The 20708-nt window shown below is 31.9% G+C and carries 16 protein-coding genes; 10 read left to right on the top strand and 6 right to left on the bottom strand.

Annotated features, from left to right (window positions below):
- Positions 1–33: 33 nt before the first annotated feature.
- From B3M86_RS08495 to B3M86_RS08510, 4 genes are all read left to right on the top strand, one after another.
- Positions 34–663: a LolA family protein gene (locus B3M86_RS08495; RefSeq protein WP_221854525.1), complete on the top strand. Its 630-nt coding sequence runs from the start codon at positions 34–36 to the stop codon at positions 661–663.
- Between the two features lie 3 nt (positions 664–666).
- Positions 667–2127 carry an LptF/LptG family permease gene (locus B3M86_RS08500; RefSeq protein ID WP_291047232.1) on the top strand — a complete coding sequence of 487 codons (1461 nt, stop codon included), beginning with the start codon at positions 667–669 and terminating at the stop codon, positions 2125–2127.
- Positions 2128–2136: 9 nt separating this feature from the next.
- On the top strand, positions 2137–3261 hold the full coding sequence (gene ribB / locus B3M86_RS08505) for a 3,4-dihydroxy-2-butanone-4-phosphate synthase (protein WP_291047230.1): 1125 nt from the start codon (positions 2137–2139) through the stop codon (positions 3259–3261).
- A 108-nt stretch (positions 3262–3369) separates the two neighbouring features.
- A complete protein-coding gene (locus B3M86_RS08510; RefSeq protein WP_219034404.1) occupies positions 3370–4683 on the top strand; it encodes an Ig-like domain-containing protein in 1314 nt (437 codons plus the stop codon).
- A 56-nt stretch (positions 4684–4739) separates the two neighbouring features.
- On the opposite strand, the gene B3M86_RS08515 is transcribed toward B3M86_RS08510, so the two are convergent.
- The 3 genes from B3M86_RS08515 to rpsA all read right to left on the bottom strand — a co-directional run bounded on the left by B3M86_RS08515 (position 4740) and on the right by rpsA (position 8261).
- Complete coding sequence (locus B3M86_RS08515; RefSeq protein ID WP_291047227.1) at positions 4740–5699, bottom strand: EamA family transporter; 960 nt, start codon at positions 5697–5699, stop codon at positions 4740–4742.
- A 62-nt stretch (positions 5700–5761) separates the two neighbouring features.
- The gene (locus B3M86_RS08520; RefSeq protein ID WP_038332665.1) at positions 5762–6238 is read right to left on the bottom strand and encodes an Lrp/AsnC family transcriptional regulator; all 477 of its coding nucleotides are present in this window, start codon (positions 6236–6238) and stop codon (positions 5762–5764) included.
- A gap of 193 nt (positions 6239–6431) precedes the next feature.
- Positions 6432–8261: a 30S ribosomal protein S1 gene (rpsA, locus tag B3M86_RS08525; RefSeq protein ID WP_219034405.1), complete on the bottom strand. Its 1830-nt coding sequence runs from the start codon at positions 8259–8261 to the stop codon at positions 6432–6434.
- Between the two features lie 241 nt (positions 8262–8502).
- Here rpsA and B3M86_RS08530 point away from each other — a divergent pair, with 241 nt between their 5' ends.
- Positions 8503–10134, top strand: coding sequence for an ABC1 kinase family protein (locus B3M86_RS08530; protein ID WP_291076756.1), 1632 nt, complete (start codon positions 8503–8505; stop codon positions 10132–10134).
- A 73-nt stretch (positions 10135–10207) separates the two neighbouring features.
- Here the strand turns inward: B3M86_RS08530 and B3M86_RS08535 are convergent, their stop codons facing one another.
- Together B3M86_RS08535 and smpB are read right to left on the bottom strand one after the other, a co-directional pair.
- Positions 10208–11710 carry an OmpA family protein gene (locus tag B3M86_RS08535; protein WP_291076758.1) on the bottom strand — a complete coding sequence of 501 codons (1503 nt, stop codon included), beginning with the start codon at positions 11708–11710 and terminating at the stop codon, positions 10208–10210.
- A gap of 65 nt (positions 11711–11775) precedes the next feature.
- Entirely contained in the window at positions 11776–12228 is a 453-nt protein-coding gene (gene smpB / locus B3M86_RS08540; RefSeq protein ID WP_038332657.1) for an SsrA-binding protein SmpB, read from the bottom strand.
- A gap of 66 nt (positions 12229–12294) precedes the next feature.
- Here smpB and B3M86_RS08545 point away from each other — a divergent pair, with 66 nt between their 5' ends.
- The 5 genes from B3M86_RS08545 (at position 12295) to B3M86_RS08565 (ending at position 18488) form a co-directional block, all read left to right on the top strand.
- The gene (locus tag B3M86_RS08545; protein WP_038332655.1) at positions 12295–13917 is read left to right on the top strand and encodes an ABC-F family ATP-binding cassette domain-containing protein; all 1623 of its coding nucleotides are present in this window, start codon (positions 12295–12297) and stop codon (positions 13915–13917) included.
- A gap of 159 nt (positions 13918–14076) precedes the next feature.
- Positions 14077–14772, top strand: a complete 696-nt coding sequence (locus tag B3M86_RS08550; protein ID WP_115001853.1) for a sensor histidine kinase — start codon at positions 14077–14079, stop codon at positions 14770–14772.
- 31 nt (positions 14773–14803) lie between these two features.
- Positions 14804–15463, top strand: a complete 660-nt coding sequence (locus tag B3M86_RS08555) for a LytR/AlgR family response regulator transcription factor (protein ID WP_280049631.1) — start codon at positions 14804–14806, stop codon at positions 15461–15463.
- 98 nt (positions 15464–15561) lie between these two features.
- Complete coding sequence (locus B3M86_RS08560) at positions 15562–17838, top strand: cation:proton antiporter (RefSeq protein ID WP_291076761.1); 2277 nt, start codon at positions 15562–15564, stop codon at positions 17836–17838.
- Between the two features lie 110 nt (positions 17839–17948).
- On the top strand, positions 17949–18488 hold the full coding sequence (locus B3M86_RS08565) for a DUF922 domain-containing protein (protein WP_280035481.1): 540 nt from the start codon (positions 17949–17951) through the stop codon (positions 18486–18488).
- Between the two features lie 79 nt (positions 18489–18567).
- Here B3M86_RS08565 and gyrB read toward each other — a convergent pair whose 3' ends face one another.
- Entirely contained in the window at positions 18568–20511 is a 1944-nt protein-coding gene (gyrB, locus tag B3M86_RS08570) for a DNA topoisomerase (ATP-hydrolyzing) subunit B (protein ID WP_125349786.1), read from the bottom strand.
- Positions 20512–20708 lie beyond the last annotated feature (197 nt).

Genomic DNA, 20708 nt, shown 5'->3' on the forward strand with positions numbered 1-20708 from the left:
AATTTATTAAAAACAGATAGAAAATTAAATTGTATGAAAAAGATAATCTATTCTTTCATACTCTTATTAGTAGGGGTTGGAACATTAAACGCTCAATCAGCAAAACAAATCTTAGACAAAGTTTACGCTAAATATACCAACGCAAACTCGTATTACATCAAATTTGATTTTAGCCATAATGCAAATGGAAAATCAACAAGTCGTTCGGGAGAAGTTTTTGCAATGAAGCAAAAATTTAACTTGAATGTAGGCGATATCAACCAAATTTTTACAGGAACAAAATTATATACAATTGCAAAAGATGACAAAGAAGTAACTATTTCTGATGCATCTAACACAGATGATTTCTTAACACCAACTAAAGTTTTGAACACGTATCGTACTAATTTCACCTACGCTTTAACAGATAAAAAAACGGTTGGAGGAAAAACAATTCAGTATATAAAATTAACTCCAACTAAAACTTCAACAATCAAATATTCGGTTTTAGGAGTCAATACAGCGAATAATGAAATCTACGATTACAAGGAATATGGTAAAAATGGTGATACAACATCAATCATTGTAAAAGATTACGTTCAAAATTTACTTATTCACAAAAGTTACTTTAACTTTGACCAAAAGAAATATAAGTCGCAAGGCTATATGATTACTCAATTATAATCAATGTTAAAAAAACTTGACTGGTATATAATCAAGACCTTTTTAGGTCCATTTTTTTTCATATTTAGTGTTCTATTTTTCATCTTTATCGTGCAATTTGCATGGCAACAAATGGAAAAATTTGTTGGAAAAGGTTTAGAATGGTACACTATTACCGAATTACTTTTTTGGTTAGGAATTAACGTTATTCAGCTTGTATTACCGCTTACAATCCTTTTGGGGTCTATCATGACCATGGGAGGTTTTGGAGAACGATACGAATTAGCTGCAATGAAAGCGTCTGGAATTTCACTTACCAGAATCCTTGCACCATTGTTTACGTTAGTTGCTTTAATGTCTGTCGGATTGTATTTTTTCGGGGACAAAGTAATGCCTTATTCCCAACAAAAAGCGCGAACAATGTACTTCAATATCTTACAAACCAAACCAACGGTAAGTATGAAAGAAGGCGTTTTTATCGAAACCGTTCCAGGATTTCAAATGAAAATAAATAAAGTTTCGGGTGAAAATTCAGAAAAATTAGAAGATGTTTTTGTTCATCAAAATGCACCGTTTGGTGAAAATACGATGACAATTATTTCTAAAAGAGGAAATCTTGCGCCAGACAAAAACGATAATCATTATCTAAAAATGGAACTTTTTGATGGAATTGCTTATACCGATAATATCAAAAATAAAAACTTTGATCAACGCAAACGTCAAGAAAATCAATATACTAAATTTGATACATTAAACTATTATATTGACATTTCGGATATTTTAAATTCTGGTAAAGACGAAGACCCAGGAAACTCTTATAAATATTTGGACGGAAAAGGTTTAAGACATCTTATCGATTCATTAAACACAGATTATAAGAAGTATTACAAAGATTTGAAAACGAATATGTTTAATCAAAACTATTTCTATTCAATCAAAATAAAAGATATTGATACGGTAAAAACAAATATGATTTTTGACTTGAAAGAGCGAAATCGTCAAGAACAAGATCAAGTGCTTAATCAAGCTATACAAATGGTAAATCGTGATCAAGAAAATATGACGTTTTCTGAACAAGAAATTGTAAACAGAGAAAAGTTATATTCAAAAGTAAATATTCATTACCAACGAAATTTCTCGTATGCAGTAACATGTATTATTTTCTTTTTGATTGGATCATCATTAGGTGCAATCGTAAAAAAAGGAGGAATTGGAATGCCAGTTGTCATCTCAATTATCATTTTCGTTATTTATTTCATTCTTAATTTCTCGGCAGAAAATATGGCGAAAAACGGAAAATTAGATCCAACTTTTGCCGCTTGGGCAGCTAATATTATTGCGCTTCCGTTCTCTATTTTGTTTAGTTACAAAGCCAATCAAGATTCTGGATTATTTGATATCAGTATTTACGTTGATCCAATTGTAAAATACTTTAATAAGTTTAAGAAAACAAACAAAAACGAGGAGCATTCTCGTTATCAATAACATAAAACAATGGAAAATAGATCATCTCAATTAAACACAATTGAAGAAGCTTTAGAAGATTTAAAACAAGGAAAAGTTATCATTGTAGTTGACGATGAAGATCGTGAAAATGAAGGAGATTTCCTATGTATCGCCGAATTTGCAACGCCAGAAGTTATTAACTTTATGGTTACGCACGGACGCGGATTAGTTTGTACACCACTTACACAACAAAGATGTAAAGCATTAGGTTTGGACCTTATGGTTGGGCACAATACTGCAATTTACGAAACTAATTTTACGGTTTCTGTGGATCTACAAGGTCACGGATGTACGACAGGAATTTCGGCTTCTGATCGTTCTAAAACTATTCAAGCTTTAATTGACGAAAATACAAATCCAGATGATTTAGGAAAACCAGGACATATTTTCCCATTAATTGCAAAAGATGGTGGAGTTTTGGTTCGAATGGGACATACAGAAGCTGCTGTTGATTTGGCACGCATGGCAGGATATTATCCTGCTGGATGTATTGTCGAAATCTTGAAAGAAGATGGAGAAATGGCTCGCTTGCCAGAATTGTTAGAGATTGCAAAGAAATTTGATCTTAAAATTGTTTCGATTGAAGATTTGATTGCTTACCGATTAGAAAATGAATCCTTGGTAAAACGTATCGAGCAATTTCCTGCAAAAACAAGATTCGGAGAATATGAATTAATCGCTTATCAACAAACAACAAATAATCAAGTTCACTTCGCTTTGAAAAAAGGAAAATGGACAAAAGATGATGTAGTTCCAGTTCGTGTAAAATCGACAAATAGCTACTATGATTTGTTTAGCGCTTTACAAAACGGCGAAACACCATTGTTAGAAAAAACAATGAACATCATCAATGAAGAAGAAAAAGGTGTTGTAATTTTTATTAATAACATTCAAAGTTCTGAGTTGATTGAACAAAAATTAGAGATTTTCAAAAGTTTTTCTGAAGGAAAATCTAAATCAGGTGTTTTACCAGCCGATGAAAAAGATCACGGAATTGGCTCTCAAATCATCAAAGATTTAGGCATCCAAAAAATGAATTTGATTACACGCACTTTAGAAGAACCACATACGACGCAATACGGTTTGGAAATTGTAAAATGTACTAAATTGTAAGAAATAATTCATCACAATATACAAAAGCAGTTCTGAGAAGAGCTGCTTTTTTTTTTGAATCATTTTGTAACTTTTTGATTAAATTGACATCTCATATAAAAACACAATATGCAAAATAAAACTTTAGCTTTAATATTTTTTATTCTTACGAGTATTTCATTTGGACAAAATTCAATAGCTAATAAAATTTACACTTCTGATATAGATAATTTCTGGATAGCTTTTGATAGTATTCAAACTACAAATAATTATTCACAAAAAATAAAATTCATTAATACTTTATACATTGATAAAGGGACAAAAGGTTTAAAATCCTTTATGAAAGTAAGAGATTATAATGATACTCTTTATATTAAACTTATTGATAATTATCCTAAGTTTTGGAATTCTATTAGACCTAATACACTTACCATAAAAAATAAAACAAAAGAATTAACTAAAGCTGTAAAAAAACTAAAAAAACTATATCCTGAGCTAAAAGAAGGAGAAATGTATTTTACAATTGGTGGCTTGCGTTCAGGTGGAACTTTATATGAAAATATGGTTTTAGTTGGTTCTGAAATCGCTACAGGAATTCCAAAAACAGATGTTTCAGAATTTGAAAATGATTGGCTAAAAAATGTTTTTGCGAAGCAATCACTTGATAATATTATTTCACTAAATATTCATGAATATGTACACACACAACAAAAACCAAATGAAAACAACTCATTATTACACCATACCCTAAAAGAAGGTTCGTGCGATTTTATTACAGAGCTTGTTTTAGGAGAACCAATTGAAAAACAATATATTTTTTATGGAAAACAGCACTTCGATGATTTGAAAAAACAATTTAAAGAAGAGATGTTTATAGATGATTTTTCAAATTGGTTATACAATGGAGGACAAAAGGGTGAAGCTGCTGATCTGGGATATTTTATTGGATATGAAATATGTAAATCATATTACAATCAAGCTAAAAATAAAAAACAAGCGATAAAAGATATTATTGAACTGAATTATCAAGATGAAAAAGAAGTTGAAAATTTTCTAAGAAAATCTGGTTTTTACGAAGAAGGTTTTGATAAAGATCAATTAATAAAAGAATACGAAAAAAAACAACCTTATATCATAAAAATTGAGCCTTTCGAAAATGGTTCAACAAATATAGATTCATCTATCAAAGAATTTAAAATTATATTTTCTAAACCAATGAATCCAAAAGAATATTCAATAAGATTCTCAAAAAAAGGAAAAGAGTATAGTCCTAAGTTTACAAAAATCAATTTCTCTAATGATAACACTACATTCGTAATAACTATGGAATTAACTCCAACTAAAGAATATGAATTTGTAATTTCAAATGGTTTCAAATCAGAAGATGGCTACCCATTAAAATTAGACAACAATGAATTAATTATTAATTTTAAAACTCAATAATACAAAAAAAGCTTCTCGAAATCGAGAAGCTTTCTTATTAATAATCATCATAATATTTAATGCGCATAATGTTTACGAGAAACAAAATGCAGAATTTTTTGAACTAATTTCGTGTTTTTATAAAGATTCCAGTTCATTAATAAAACACTGAACAAAATTACTGCCAAACCGTAAATTTGCAAATGAGTTACGACATCATCTGTAAAAAAATAACTCAATGCAACGGCTACAATAGGGTTTACATACGCATAAGTAGAAACTTCCACAGCTGGTCGATATTGCAACAACCAAACGTAAGAACCAAAAGCAAGAATAGAGCCAAAAGTTGTTAAATAAACCATTGCCAACCAATCTTCTGTCACTACATTCGCAAAATTGAAATTAGCATATTCTCCATTGAAGATTGCAACTGTATTAAACAAAACACCAGCAGTAATCATTTGCCAAGCCGTTTTGACCATGATGTTCAAATCTTCTTTTGGCTTTGTAACTTCTTTTTTCTGCTTTTCTGTTACATATTTTGAATACAAAGAACCTAACGTCCAAGCAATCGAACAAAAGATCAGAACAATCAACCCAATCATATTTAAGAACTGCTGATCTGCATCTGCGTGCACAGTGATTGTTTGTTCATAGAATAACATCAAAACTCCAACAAAACCTAACAAAACACCTAAAATCGTAGGAATACTTGAAAAATTTTGTTTCCATTTCGGTTTATCTAACACAATAAACCAAATTGCTGCCGATGCTGCCATAATTGCAACAATTCCACTTGGTAAAAATTGTTCGGACCAAATAATCCCAGCCATATCAATAAACAACAACATAAAACCTGTAAACATACATTGTTTCACTATTTGTTTATCCCACAGCTTGTAACCTTTCAATTTACAATATCCCATCAACATTGTGCTCGCCGCAATAAAGCGAAACGAACCCAAAATAAACGGACTAAAACCATGCAAAGCCTTATCTATAAAAAAATAAGTTGATCCCCAAACTACATAAACCACGAAATACGCTGCAATAATCAGTCACTTACTTGGTTGATTCCCTTTCATTCAATCTCTATTTTTTAAATCGTTGGTATAACGATATTTTGTTCTTCTTTTATTGTTTGTAAAACTATAGTTGTACGCGTAGAAGTGATTCCGCCAATTTTACTCAAATGTTTGCGCATCAATTCCACCAAACCTTCGTTATCAGAAGTTCTCACTTTGATTAGATAACCATCTTCTCCAGCAATATCATGAACCTCTAAAACTTCTGGAATTTCGGCAAGTTGTCTTCCTACTGTTTCATCGCCGATAATATCTACGGTCTTGATAAACATATACGAAAGTAATTTTTGTCCAACTGCCACTGGATTTATTTTTGCGTGATAAGCCAAAATAACTTGCTTATTTTCAAGCTTTTTCACACGTTCTAATATTCCAGAAGGTGCCATTCCCAATTCTCTTGCGATATCTGCATTGTTAATGCGTGCATTATCTTGCATTAATCGCATGATTTTCAAATCAGTAGCATCTAAATTAAATTCTATCTTTTCCATTTCGACTGCAAAATTAAGATTATTTTGAATAATATTCAAAAAATATATTAAAAATTGTATCTTATTCTTGATATTATTTTAAACTGTAAATTAAATTCATTTTAAATTCCAGAAAAAACATCTTTATTCAAAAGAAAAGGCTGCTCAAAATTGAGCAGCCTTTCTATTATTTTAAAAAATTTCGGTTAGAGAATTAGTTTCCTCCTTCTTCCATTTTCTTTTTCAATGCAGCTAATTCATCGATATCTCCTAAAGTAGAAGTTTCGATTGTATTAGATGAATTGTTGTTGTTATTGTTGTTAGATGATCTCTCAGCTTTAACTTCTTCCTCACGGAAAGTTGCTGTATGAGAAACTACTACACGACGGAATTCTTTGTTGAACTCGATAACTTTGAAAGATGTTTCTTCACCTTTTTTGATACGAGATCCGTCTTCTTTCTCTAATGTACGAGCTGGAGCGAAAGCTTCAACGTCAGCATCTTCGAATTGAACTGTAGCACCTTTGTCAAATACATCAACTGCAACTCCTGTGTGAACTGTACCTACTGCATATTTAGCTTCGTACTGATCCCATGGGTTTTCAGTTAATTGTTTGTGACCTAAAGATAAACGACGAGCTTCTACGTCTAATTCTAAAACTACTACGTCTAAGATATCATCAACTGCACAGAATTCTGATGGGTGTTTGATTTTCTTAGTCCAAGATAAGTCAGAAATGTAGATTAATCCGTCAACACCTTCTTCTAATTCTACGAATACACCGAAGTTAGTGAAGTTACGAACTTTACCTTTGTGAGTAGAACCTACTGGGTATTTAGTTGTAATATCTGTCCAAGGATCTGGAGTTAATTGTTTGATACCTAAAGACATTTTTCTTTCTTCTCTATCTAAAGTTAAAACTACTGCTTCAACCTCATCACCTACTTTTACGAAATCTTGAGCAGAACGTAAGTGAGTAGACCATGACATTTCAGAAACGTGGATTAAACCTTCTACACCTGGAGCAACCTCAACGAATGCACCGTAGTCAGCTAAAACAACTACTTTTCCTTTAACTTTATCACCAACTTTGATATCAGCATCTAAAGCATCCCATGGATGAGCCTCTAATTGTTTAATACCTAATTGGATACGAGATTTATCTTCGTCGAAATCTAAGATTACAACGTTGATTTTTTGTCCATCTTCTAAGATTTCAGATGGGTGGTTGATACGAGACCAAGATAAGTCAGTGATGTGGATTAAACCATCAACACCTCCTAAGTCTACGAATACACCGTAAGATGTGATGTTTTTAACTTCACCTTCTAATACTTGTCCTTTCTCTAATTGAGCAACGATTTCTTTTTTCTGAACTTCGATATCAGCCTCGATTAACGCTTTGTGAGAAACTACTACGTTTTTGAATTCTGGGTTGATTTTAACAACTTTGAACTCCATAGTTTTTCCTACGAATTGTTCGTAATCACGAATTGGTTTAACATCGATTTGAGAACCTGGTAAGAAAGCTTCAATTCCGAATACGTCAACGATCATACCACCTTTAGTACGAGCTTTGATGTAACCGTTAACAATTTCTTGAGAATCGTGTGCTTTGTTAACAGCATCCCATGCATTTAATGTACGAGCTTTTTTGTGAGATAAAATTAATTGTCCATTTTTATCTTCACGTTGATCAACCATTACTTCAACGATATCCCCAACTTTCAAGTCTGAGTTGTAACGGAATTCGTTTAATGAAATAACACCTTCTGATTTGAAGTTGATGTCAACGATAGCTTCTTTATCTGTAATACGTACAACTTGTCCTTTGAATACTTCATTCTCATGTAAGTCTTCTAAAGTTGTATCGTACATTTGCTCTAATTCAGCTTTTTCTTTACGATCTTCTTCGTTTAATCCTGATTCGAAAGATTCCCAATCAAATGATTCTGGCGCTACGTTTGCATTTGCAGACGCATCTAATACTGGAGTGTTTAATACAACTTCTTGTACTTCCTCTTGTTTTGTTTCTTTAGACATAATTCTAAAAATTTGTATCTCAATCTATTTTATTTCGGAATCTTCAAATGCAAATAAATGACCGAGAGATGTTTAACTTAATAATTAATCGCTTGATTCCTAAACCATTTTAGCGAGTGCAAAGATAAACAATAATATTTTAATATTTGGAATAATTTTAGATTCAACTCAAAGAAATTTAAGATTTTATAAACGAATTACACTCTTGTTTATTCGTAACTTGTAATCGAATCTCAACTTTATGGATAGTCTAAAGAAAATAAAACGATTTTCTAAAATCGTAAAAGTCGTTTCGAAATATGGTTTTGAAGAAATACTTTCTCGCGGAAATGATTTGTTCCATTCTGACCAAAACAACGAATTTTTCAACCAATCATTCAATCAACGTTTCCGAATGGCTTTGGAAGAACTTGGTCCTACTTATATCAAATTTGGACAATTATTGAGTAATCGAAAAGATTTGGTTCCTGAATCTTTGGTAGAAGAATTAAAAAAATTACAAGATAATGTTCCTCCAGAAGAAATTGACATCAAACAAAAAATTAGAGACGAATTTGGAATTGAGCCTGACGAGCATTTTCTTTTTATAGAAGAACAACCTTTTGCGGCAGCAAGTATTTCGCAAGTTTATCGCGCAACTTTATTGAATGGAGAAAAAGTTGTGTTCAAAGTAAAACGATCTAATATTCAGAAAATAATTGAGTCTGATTTAGCCCTGATTCGAGATATTGTTCATTTTTTAGAAAAAAAATATGAGAAACTTCAAAAATTATTCATTTCTGAAATCGAAAAATCATTTGAAAATTCAATTCTGAAAGAACTTTCATTAACCAATGAATTTCAGAACATCGAACGTTTCAGAAAAAATTTCGAGAATAGTAAAGATGTTTATGTTCCGAAAACATATGAAGATTATTCCAACAATAATTTTCTTTGTATGGAATTTATCGAAGGTTTTAAAGTAAACGATGTTGAGCAATTAGAAGCTTTGGGACTTGATCCGAAAAAAATCGTACAGAAAGGTTTTGATATTTATTTGAAACAATTACTTGATGATGGATTTTTCCATGCTGATCCACATCCCGGAAATATTTTTATTTTAAAAGATGGACGTTTAGCTTTTATTGATTTTGGTTCGATGGGAATTCTAGCCATCAACGAAAAAGAAGCTTTAGAAAATGTTGTAATTGATTTTGGATTAAAAAATCCGAAACGCATTGTTCGTTCACTCAAAAAAATGGCGATTAAACATTATATCGAAAACGAAAAACAATTAGAACGTGATATTGCAGATATTTTTGATTATTTAGAATACAATACAGTTGATACGATAGAAGTTCAAATTATCATCAAGAAATTCAACAATATTCTACAGCGAAATCATGTTTTATTACCCGAATATGTTTATATTTTACTACGCGGAATTGCGCTTATAGAAGGAATTGGACAACAATTACACGCTGATCTTAATGTACAACGTTCGATGCGTCCTTATGCCGTAAAATTGGCTCGACAAAAATTTCATCCTAAATATTTGAGTAAAAAAGCAATTGATAATTTTAAAGATATTCAGGATTTAATCAACGATTTGCCAGAGGACACCTTGAAATTAATTGAAAAAGTAAACAATGATAAATTAGCTTTAAACTTCAAGATTGATCAAATAGATAATATTCAGAAATTAATAAAAGACAGTATTAATAAACTAGTTTTAGCGATACTTACTTTAGCTTTTGGAATTGGAGCAAGTATGCTTGCCAACACTACTGTTCGTCCAATGATTTTGGATATGCCATTACTTTCTTGGATTGGTTATTTGTTATCTATTTTTACAGCTGGATGTATTATTATCTTAGTCTTTAGAAAGAAATAATTGTTCAAAAATATATGAAATAAAATAGCCACCTCAATGAGGTGGCTATTTCTATTGTAAGCTATTCAAAGAATTATTTTTTCTTTTTTGTAGCTGGTTTTACAACTTTAGTTTCAGTAACTACCGCTGTTCTAGGTAATACTTCAACACGTCTGTTTCTTTGGTAACACTCTTCTGTGTTTTCAGTACATAACAATTGAGTTTTTCCTAAACCACGAGCAGTTAAACGAGCTTTATCAACTCCACCTCTTTCAGCTAAAATATTAACTAATGCTTGAGCACGTTTTAAAGATAATGTTTTGTTATAAGCGTCTTTACCTCTTTGGTCAGCATGTCCGTCAATGTAGAAGCTTTTTTCTTTTAAATCATCAGAATTTAAAATTTGAGCAGCTACACGTACATCTTCGTAAGAAGAAGGAACAATTTTATCAGAGTTGTATTCGAATAAAATATTAGATAAACGTTTTGCTACGTGAACTTCTGTCCATGGACATCCATTATTTTCTTTTGGTCCTTTTACTGTTGGACAAGCATCATCTTTATCTGGAATACCATCTCCATCTGTATCTGGACAACCTTGGAATTCAGCTAAACCATATTCGTTTGGACAAGCATCATCTTTATCTGGAATACCATCACCATCTGTATCTGGCCAAGGACATCCATTATTTTCTACTGGACCTGCAACTGTAGGACAAGCATCATCTTTATCTGGAACACCATCACCATCTGTATCTGGACAACCTTGGAATTCAGCTAAACCAAATTCTGTTGGACAAGCATCATCTTTATCAAAGATTCCATCACCATCTGTATCTGGACATCCGTTTGTAGATGGATCATTTGTAGCGATACCTGGAGTATCTGGACATGCATCTTCGTCATCAGGAATACCATCACCATCTCTATCTTGTTTTCCGAAACGGAAAGTAACACCTACTGTGTGTTGGAAGAAATCGAAATAATTGTTTCCTCCGTAAGCTGGTAACCAGTTGTAATCAGAAGCAACGTTTAAACCAAAGTTTTTAGTAAACCATAAGTTAAATCCAGCACCTAAAGAAGCTACAAAGTGATTTTTCTCTAAATCTTCAACTTCTGTTAATTGGTAAGTTTCATTTCCATCACCATTACCATAGTAAGCAGTTAATGGAAATTGTAATCCTGTGTAGTCGTATCTGTGGTAACCAGCACCTACACGGATATATGGATCAAACCAAGAATCTTCTTTTAAGATATAACCATTAGCTAACTTATAACGTAAACCTAAACCAGCATTGATGAATAATTCATCTTTGATACGTAATCTGTTGTTATCAACTTCACCTACTGAAGCAGTTAAATCAACATCAAAAGATCTGTTTAAGTTACGGATGATAGATAATTTAGATAAAGGAGGAACGATATCCCAATTATCTGTTTTGAAATACTGGTTGAATGGTCCAGTCACTGAGTTGTGATCAACTGCGTGAGCACCAACTGTAATTGCCCAAGGATTCTTAGAATTCTGAGCATCTACAAAAGAATTACCCGCTAGGAATAATACTACTGCAGATAATAATAGATTAAACTTTTTCATTATCAAATATTTAGCGTTTTAAATATATTAAATTTTACTTAATTTTATACAATTATAAGACAAATTTAAGAATTCTTTATCATTCTATCCAAATCTCTTTTCAAATCTTTTCCTTTTATTGTGTTTCTTTTGTCAAAAAGTTTCTTCCCTTTTGCCAAATATATCTTCAATTTTGCCAACCCTTTATTGTTTATAAATAGCGTGGTTGCTACAATCGTTAATCCAGTCTCTTTCGTTTTGCGTTCTAATTTTCTCAACTCAGATTTTTGTAATAAAAGTTTTCTGTCTCGTCTAGTTTTATGATTAAAGTATGTTCCCCAATCATATTCGTCAATAAACATATTGACAATATAGAGTTCTCCATCCTTCATTTGACAAAAACTTTCGGTAATCGAAGCTTTTCCCATTCGGATAGATTTTATTTCAGTCCCAAATAATTGGATGCCGGCTTCGTAAGAATCTAATAATTCATACTCAAACCTTGCACGTTTATTCTTAATCGTAACTTCTTTCTGCACTTTATTTTATTCCAATTAAAATTTGTAACTTTGCCGGAAGGTCAAACAAACATCATACCAAAAATTATGTTAAATGTTTCTAATTTATCGCTTCAATTCGGCAAGCGTGTACTTTTCGACGAAGTTAATATAAAATTTACAAATGGCAACTGTTACGGGATAATTGGTGCTAATGGAGCAGGAAAATCTACTTTCTTAAAAATATTATCAGGTGAAATCGATCCAACTTCAGGACAAGTTAGTCTTGAAAAAGGAAAACGTATGTCTGTCTTAGAACAGAATCACTTCAAATATGACGAATATACAGTATTGGATACTGTTTTACGTGGAAATAAAGTATTATACGATATTAAAGAACGTATGGATGCTTTATATGCTAAACCAGATTTTTCTGAAGAAGATGGTATCAAAGCAGGAGAATTAGGTGTCGTTTATGAAGAAATGAACGGATGGAATGCAGAATCTGATGCTGCTACATTATTATCTAATGTAGGAATCGATTCGGATATGCATTATACGTTAATGGGAGATTTAGATAATAAAGCAAAAGTTCGTATTTTGATTGCGCAAGCTTTATTTGGAAATCCTGACGTGTTAATCTTAGATGAGCCTACCAACGAATTGGACGTTAATACAATTCAATGGTTAGAGGATTTCTTAGGTAATTTCGAGAATACTGTAATCGTTGTATCGCACGACCGTCACTTCTTAGACGCGGTTTGTACGCATATTTGTGATTTAGATTTCTCTAAATTAAACCTATATTCTGGTAACTACACATTCTGGTACGAATCTTCTCAGTTAGCTGCAAAACAACGTGCTCAACAGAATAAAAAAGCAGAGGAAAAGAAAAAGGAATTACAAGATTTCATTGCTCGTTTCTCTTCTAACGTTGCCAAAGCAAAACAAACGACTTCTCGTAAGAAAATGATCGAGAAATTAAATATCGAAGATATCAAACCTTCTTCTCGTCGATATCCCGCACTTATCTGGGAACAATCGCGTGAGGCTGGTGATCAAATCTTAGAAGTAAACAATTTATCTGCTTCTGTAGATGGAGAAGTTTTATTTAAAGATGCGAACATCAACTTGAAAAAAGGTGATAAAATTGGTATTTTCTCTCGCAACTCGAAAGCGGTTTCTCAATTTTTTGAGATTCTTTCAGGAAAAGCTCAGCCAGATTCTGGAGATTTTACTTGGGGAATTACAACAACACAAGCATATTTACCTTTAGATAATACAGATTTCTTCAAAGAAGATATCAACTTGGTTGATTGGTTACGTCAATATACAGAATCAGATGATGAACGTCACGAAGAATTTATGCGTGGTTTCTTAGGGAAAATGTTATTCTCTGGAGACGAAGCTCTTAAAAAATCTTCTGTTTTATCAGGAGGTGAAAAAATGCGTTGTATGTTCTCTCGCATGATGTTATTACGTGCAAACGTATTATTGTTAGACGAGCCAACAGGTCACTTAGACTTAGAATCGATTACAGCATTGAATAATTCTTTGGTTAATTTCAAAGGAACAATTTTAATGGGTTCTCATGACCACGAATTGATTCAAACAACTTGTAACCGTATTATCGAGTTAACTCCAAACGGAATCATCGATCGTTATATGACATATGATGAATTCTTAGATGATCCAAAAGTAAAAGAATTAAAAGCAAAATATTACGCTTAATAATTTCTTTCACAATATTTCTAAAAATCCAGAAGGTTCTACTTTCTGGATTTTTTTATTCATAAATTATTCTATCTTTGAGTTAGAATTTTTCGCATGATTCAACTTCCTACCATATTACTTTATCTCATTATTGCATTGATTATTTTTCTAATCATTATGATTACATATTTGATCAATTCATTAAAATCTGAGAAAAAAATAAGTCATGAACAAACGCAGCGTTTAGACAATTTATCTACAAAAGTTGACGAGTTAAAACTAGAGTCATACGAAGCAAAATTGAATCCACATTTGTTCAAAAATATTCTCAATTCGATTCAATCCAATGCGTACCAAACCTATTATACTATTGATAAATTGGCAAATGTGTTGGATTATATTTTGTACGAAAGCAAAGACAATTTTGTGACGATAAAAGATGAAATAGATTTCACTAAAAACTTTATTGAAATTAATAAAGTAAAAGTTTCGCCTTTGTTTGATTTTCAAGTTAAAACGAAAATTGATGAAACTTCACCTTACTATCAAGAAAAAATTATTTTACCTTTATTAAGTATTGATTTTATTGAAAATGCTTTCAAACATACCGATTTTCAACAAGCCAATTCATTTATAAAAATTATGCTTGAACTGAATAATAAATCATTTCAAATTCAGGTAATGAATAAAATTTCTCCAAAAAATAGTTTGAAAAAAGAAACTGGCGGACATGGAAGTCAATCATTAGAACACCGCTTGAAAATGGTTTACGACGACGATTTCTCACTTTCTAAAACAATTGAACAAGATATTTTTGTAGCCAACTTAAAAATAAATCTACATGAGTTTTACACTAAAATGCATACTAATTGACGACGAAATTCTTGGGTTAAAGTACCTGAAAATGTTGTGTGAACAAATGGAAGACATCGAAGTTGTGAAAGCTTATGTTGATCCTGAATTATTCATTAACGAAATCGAAAATCTTGATTTTGACTTTTGTATTTTAGATATCGAAATGCCTAAAATTAATGGTTTACAAATCGCTAATTTATTAAAAGAAAAACCGTTTATTTTTTCCACTGCTTATAAGGAATATGCTGTTGATGCTTTTGATTTAGATGCGACAGATTATATTCAAAAACCAATCAAAAAAGAGCGTTTACAACAAGCTGTTGACAAAGTAAAAAAACGTTTGCAAAATAGTTTTTCGACACCAAATAATTTTGTGCAATTAAACTCGGATAAAGGAAAAATTTTGTTGCAGTTTAATCAAATTTTGTACATTACAACTTCTACCGTTGACAGCCGTGATAAAGTGGTTTATTATCAAGATTTATCATTCTTGATTTTGAAAAATATCACACTCGATGCATTGTCAGAAATGTTACCCGAAAAAGATTTTGTCCGTATCAACAAACGAGAAATAATCAGCTTACATCACATCAAATATTTCCACTCAGACAACGTTACTTTAGATGTTTTATCAAAAGAAAATAAAGAAATCAATTTGGTATTAAGCGAAGTTTACAAAGCTAATTTTATTGCTCAAATTTCAATTTGATTACAAAAAAAATCCATTTCATTACATTTTACTCGAGTTTAAAAAATATTGATATTTTTCTGTAAATTAATTTCTGACTTTTGTTGAAAATTAACGCCATGAAAAAATCGACAAGAAATTCAATTTTTTATATCGTAACCATTCTACTTTGTTCAATCATGATGTATTTTATTGTGATAAGAGCAGAAGAAATGGAAGCAGGAAAACATGTTGTACAAGCTGCAAACGGAAGCAATTACTTCAATGATTTCATCAACAGTATTACGCATAATATTGGACATCCGCTTGCTATTTTATTAGCACAAATTGTGACCATTATATTTACCGCAAGGGTTTTTGGATGGATTTTTAATAAAATTGGACAACCAACTGTAATTGGAGAAATTATTGCAGGTATTTTCCTTGGTCCTTCTTTTATAGGAATGCATTTCCCAGAATTTTTCGGAGATCTTTTTCCAAAAGAATCGTTAGGAAACTTAGAATTTATCAGTCAGATAGGTTTGATCCTATTCATGTATGTTATCGGGATGGAATTAGACCTTAAAGTGCTAAAGAAAAATGCACAAGACGCCATAGTTATTAGTCACGCGAGTATCATTATTCCATTTACACTTGGTTTAGCTCTAGCTGGATTAATTTATATGGAATTTGCTCCAGAAGGAATTAACTTTCTATCATTTGCCCTTTTTATCGGAATTTCGATGAGTATTACAGCCTTTCCCGTTCTGGCTCGTATTGTACAAGAACGCGGGATTAGCAAAACTCGTTTAGGTTCTATTGTAATTACTTGCGCTGCAGCCGACGATATCACGGCTTGGTGTTTATTAGCCGCGGTTATCGCCATTGTAAAAGCTGGCTCATTCATCAGTTCATTGTATGTTATTTTACTCGCAATTGTTTACGTTATCGCGATGGTTCGTTTCGTTCGTCCTTTCCTAAAGAGAATTGCAGACGTACATTCGAGCAAAACAACGCTTACAAAACCTATCATTGGAATCTTTTTCTTGGTCTTAATTATTTCTTCATACTTAAGTGAAATCATAGGAATTCATGCATTATTTGGAGCTTTTTTAGCTGGAACAATTATGCCTGAAAATGTGAAATTTAGAAATTTATTCATCGAAAAAATAGAAGATGTTTCATTGGTTTTATTACTTCCGCTGTTCTTTGTTTTTACAGGTTTAAGAACACAAATTGGATTATTAGATAGTCCACATTTATGGCAAACTGCGGGAATGATTATTTTGGTAGCTGTAACAGGAAAATTTGTTGGAAGTGCAGTAGCCGCTAAATTTGTTGGACAAAACTGGAGAGACAGTTTGACCATTGGTGCCTTAATGAATACACGAGGTTTGATGGAATTAGTCGTGCTAAACATTGGATATGATTTAGGAGTTTTAACACCAGAAGTTTTCGCTATGATGGTGATAATGGCTTTGGTCACAACTTTTATGACAGGTCCAGCTTTGGATTTAATCAATTGGATTTTCCGCAAACAAAAAACAGAAAATGAACTTTCTGAAATTAGTCAAAGTCAGAAATATAAAATTTTAATTGATTTTCAAACACCTGAAAAAGGTGCTGAATTGTTACGAATAGCTAATAGCTTTATCAAAAAACAAGACGAAAACTCACTTGTTTCGGCAATTCATGTGATGAAAAGTAGCGAAGTGCAACATTTCAATCTTGAAGATAGAGAAGCAGAAATTTTCGAACCGATTATTGAGGTTTCCAAAGAATTACATCAAGATGTAACGACAATGTTCAAAGTTTCTACAGATATGGTTTTTGAGACAATTGATATTGCACAAAAAGGTGATTACGATTTAATGTTGATGGGTGTTAGAAATTCTATTTATTCGGGTTCGTTATTAGGAAATATTTTAGGATTTACGACAAAAATTATCGATCCAGATATTTTGATTGGTCAAGTTACTGGAAAAGAAAACATGTTTGATCATTCAATTTTCAACGAAAGAACGAAACAATTATTGAACAAATCAACAGTTCCTGTTGGAATTGTTTTGGACAAAAATTTTACTAAAGCGGAGAAAGTTTTTCTTCCTCTTTTTGGAAATAAAGATGCCGATTTACTGAAATATGCACAACGTTTAATATCAAATAGCGAATCTCAAATTATTATTGTAGACGTAAGCGGTTACACGAAACGTCATTCAGAAGTAAAAGAAATTATTCGTAGTATCGAAAATATTGCTCCAAATCATATTAGTCTTTCGTACAAACAACAATTGGATAAAGAGTTTTTGGATGAAATGGATTTGATGATGATTAGTATGGAAAGCTGGAAAAACCTTATCGAAACGAAAAGCATTTGGATTTCCAATGTACCAACCACTTTGATTATTTCTGAGTAGAGGAAAATTAATTATATTAGTGGTTTTTAATGATAGATTTAGATTAAATATTTTTTTTAATTTTAGTTGTACAAAAAAATAAAATCTACAATTTAATAAACCTAAAAAAAATGTATAAAATTTTATTACTTAAACTTACTTTAATTATTTCAACAATCTGTTTTGGTCAAAAAATAATTGTTAATAACCAAGAGTATACAGGAAGATTGACTTGGGATGATTTCAAAGGGAAAATTGACAATAACTCTTCTTTTACAGCTTACACTTCTTATAAGTTTCGTACAAAAATAGAAAGTGTAAAAACTGAAGGGGATTCAATTACCATCAATGGTTTTGAAATTATCTTAGAATTAGATCAAACTAAATCGTGGGCAAAAATGAATAAAGTCACAGACAATCTATTGATTCATGAGCAAGGACATTTTGACATAGGAATTTTAACTATTAAAGAAATATTAAAAAAGTATAAAACAACAAAATTTACTACGAGTAATTTCAATATAACTCTTCAAAATTTAATTAAAGAAGTTTCAAAAAAATATAATGATATGGCAATTAAATATGATAAAGAAACAAACCATTCTGCAAATGTAGTTCAGCAACAAAAATGGAACATTTTCTTTTCTAAACAGTTATCTATATACGATTAATCTTTAATAAGAGTTTAAACAAAAAAAATCCGTTCAATAGTTTTGAACGGATTTTTTTTATCTTAATTAGAATAAACTCTTAAACATCAATTTTTGCATAGTGTGCATTTTTCTCGATAAACTCACGACGAGGCGGTACATCATCACCCATCAACATAGAGAACACGCGATCTGCTTCTGTCGCATTATCAATTGTTACTTTACGCAACGTTCTGTGCTCTGGATTAAGAGTTGTATCCCATAATTGCTCTGCGTTCATTTCCCCAAGACCTTTGTATCGTTGAATTGTAACTCCTTTACCAGAACCATCTGTAGAGAATTCGGCAGTTAAACGCTCACGATCTTTTTCGTCCCAAGCATATTCTGCTTTCGCTCCTTTTTTAATTAAATATAAAGGTGGCGTTGCAATATAAATATGTCCTTGCTCAATCAATTCTTTCATGTAACGGAAGAAGAATGTCAAAATTAATGTCGCGATGTGAGAACCGTCGACATCAGCATCGGTCATAATCACAACTTTATGATAACGCAATTTCGAAATATTAAGCGCTTTCGAATCTTCTTCAGTTCCAATTGTTACACCTAAAGCTGTATATATATTTTTAATCTCTTCGTTATCCAAAACTTTGTGCGCCATCGCTTTTTCAACATTTAAGATTTTACCACGTAATGGTAAAATTGCTTGAAAATGACGATCACGACCTTGTTTTGCCGTTCCTCCGGCAGAATCTCCCTCGACTAAGAATAACTCAGACTCTTCTGGTTTACGAGAAGAACAATCCGCTAATTTTCCTGGCAATCCACTTCCTCCCATTGGGTTTTTGCGTTGTACCATTTCACGAGCTTTCTTCGCTGCCTGACGAGCTTTTGCTGCTAAAATTACTTTATCAACAATTTGTTTTGCTTCTGTTGGATTCTCTTCTAAGAAATTCGTTAACATTTCTGCCACGATTTTATCAACCGCAGGAGAAACCTCAGAGTTTCCTAATTTCGTTTTCGTTTGACCTTCGAATTGAGGCTCCATTACTTTTACCGAAATCACTGCTGTTAATCCTTCACGGAAGTCATCTCCAACGATTTCAACTTTTTCTTTTGCAAGATTAAAGTTTTCTTCAGCATATTTTTTCAATGTACGTGTCAATGCACGACGGAAACCAGATAAATGTGTTCCACCTTCGTGTGTATTGATGTTATTTACATACGAATGTACATTTTCGTTATACGATGTATTGTATCGCATTGCAACCTCAACTGGAATTCCATCGCGTTCACCTTCCATGAAGATTACTTTGTCCATAATAGATTCGCGGCTACCGTCGATAAACTCAACAAATTCTTTTAATCCTTCTTCAGAATGAAAAGTTTCTGTTACAGGATTTCCATCAGCATCTTTTTCGCGTTCATCAACCAATACAATATTGATTCCTTTGTTCAAGAAAGCTAACTCACGCAAACGATTTGCTAAAGTAGAATAGTTATATGTTTGTACTTCTTGGAAAATTGTATCATCTGGCGTAAAAGTTACTGTTGTACCACTTTTATCAGTCGTTCCAACTTCTTTTACATCGTACAAAGGTTTCCCTTTCGAATATTCCTGAATATATTGTTTTCCGTTCTTGAAAACTTCTGCCGATAAATGGTTAGAAAGTGCATTAACACACGAAACTCCAACACCGTGCAAACCTCCAGAAACTTTATACGTATCTTTATCAAACTTACCTCCTGCACCAATTTTCGTCATTACAACTTCTAATGCAGATTTTCCTTCTTTTTTATGTAAGTCGACAGGAATACCACGTCCGTTATCTTCTACACGAATCGAGTTTCCTTCTAAAATTGTTACCTTGATTGTATCACAGTATCCTGCTAAAGCTTCATCAATAGAGTTATCAACAACCTCGTAAACTAAGTGGTGTAATCCTCTAACTCCGACGTCACCAATGTACATCGATGGACGAAGACGTACGTGCTCCATTCCTTCTAACGCTTGGATATTATCCGCCGTATATGTGTTATTACTCATAATATGTCTCTAACTTTTTAAAACAAACAAATATAGTGAATTTTGACGAGAAAACCTCTTAAAAAGAACTTAAAGTATTGGATAAAATAACGTTTTAAGGTTCATTTTTTGGATTAATTCAATAATTGTTAAAATAAAAATCCGAAATCAAATTGATTTCGGATTTCAAGTATATAATTTGTAACGTCCTGAAAAAA

The sequence above is a fragment of the Empedobacter sp. UBA6305 genome, assembly GCF_002440405.1.
Taxonomy (GTDB): domain Bacteria; phylum Bacteroidota; class Bacteroidia; order Flavobacteriales; family Weeksellaceae; genus Empedobacter; species Empedobacter falsenii_B.

Coding starts and splice junctions, on each gene's coding strand:
- B3M86_RS08510 (WP_219034404.1), top strand. CDS start 3,370: ATGCAAAATAAAACTTTAGCTTTAATATTTTTTATTCTTACGAGTATT.
- B3M86_RS08530 (WP_291076756.1), top strand. CDS start 8,503: ATGGATAGTCTAAAGAAAATAAAACGATTTTCTAAAATCGTAAAAGTC.
- B3M86_RS08555 (WP_280049631.1), top strand. CDS start 14,804: ATGTTGTGTGAACAAATGGAAGACATCGAAGTTGTGAAAGCTTATGTT.
- ribB (WP_291047230.1), top strand. CDS start 2,137: ATGGAAAATAGATCATCTCAATTAAACACAATTGAAGAAGCTTTAGAA.
- B3M86_RS08535 (WP_291076758.1), bottom strand. CDS start 11,710: ATGAAAAAGTTTAATCTATTATTATCTGCAGTAGTATTATTCCTAGCG.
- gyrB (WP_125349786.1), bottom strand. CDS start 20,511: ATGAGTAATAACACATATACGGCGGATAATATCCAAGCGTTAGAAGGA.
- rpsA (WP_219034405.1), bottom strand. CDS start 8,261: ATGTCTAAAGAAACAAAACAAGAGGAAGTACAAGAAGTTGTATTAAAC.
- B3M86_RS08495 (WP_221854525.1), top strand. CDS start 34: ATGAAAAAGATAATCTATTCTTTCATACTCTTATTAGTAGGGGTTGGA.
- B3M86_RS08550 (WP_115001853.1), top strand. CDS start 14,077: ATGATTACATATTTGATCAATTCATTAAAATCTGAGAAAAAAATAAGT.
- B3M86_RS08520 (WP_038332665.1), bottom strand. CDS start 6,238: ATGGAAAAGATAGAATTTAATTTAGATGCTACTGATTTGAAAATCATG.
- B3M86_RS08500 (WP_291047232.1), top strand. CDS start 667: ATGTTAAAAAAACTTGACTGGTATATAATCAAGACCTTTTTAGGTCCA.
- B3M86_RS08565 (WP_280035481.1), top strand. CDS start 17,949: ATGTATAAAATTTTATTACTTAAACTTACTTTAATTATTTCAACAATC.
- B3M86_RS08560 (WP_291076761.1), top strand. CDS start 15,562: ATGAAAAAATCGACAAGAAATTCAATTTTTTATATCGTAACCATTCTA.
- B3M86_RS08545 (WP_038332655.1), top strand. CDS start 12,295: ATGTTAAATGTTTCTAATTTATCGCTTCAATTCGGCAAGCGTGTACTT.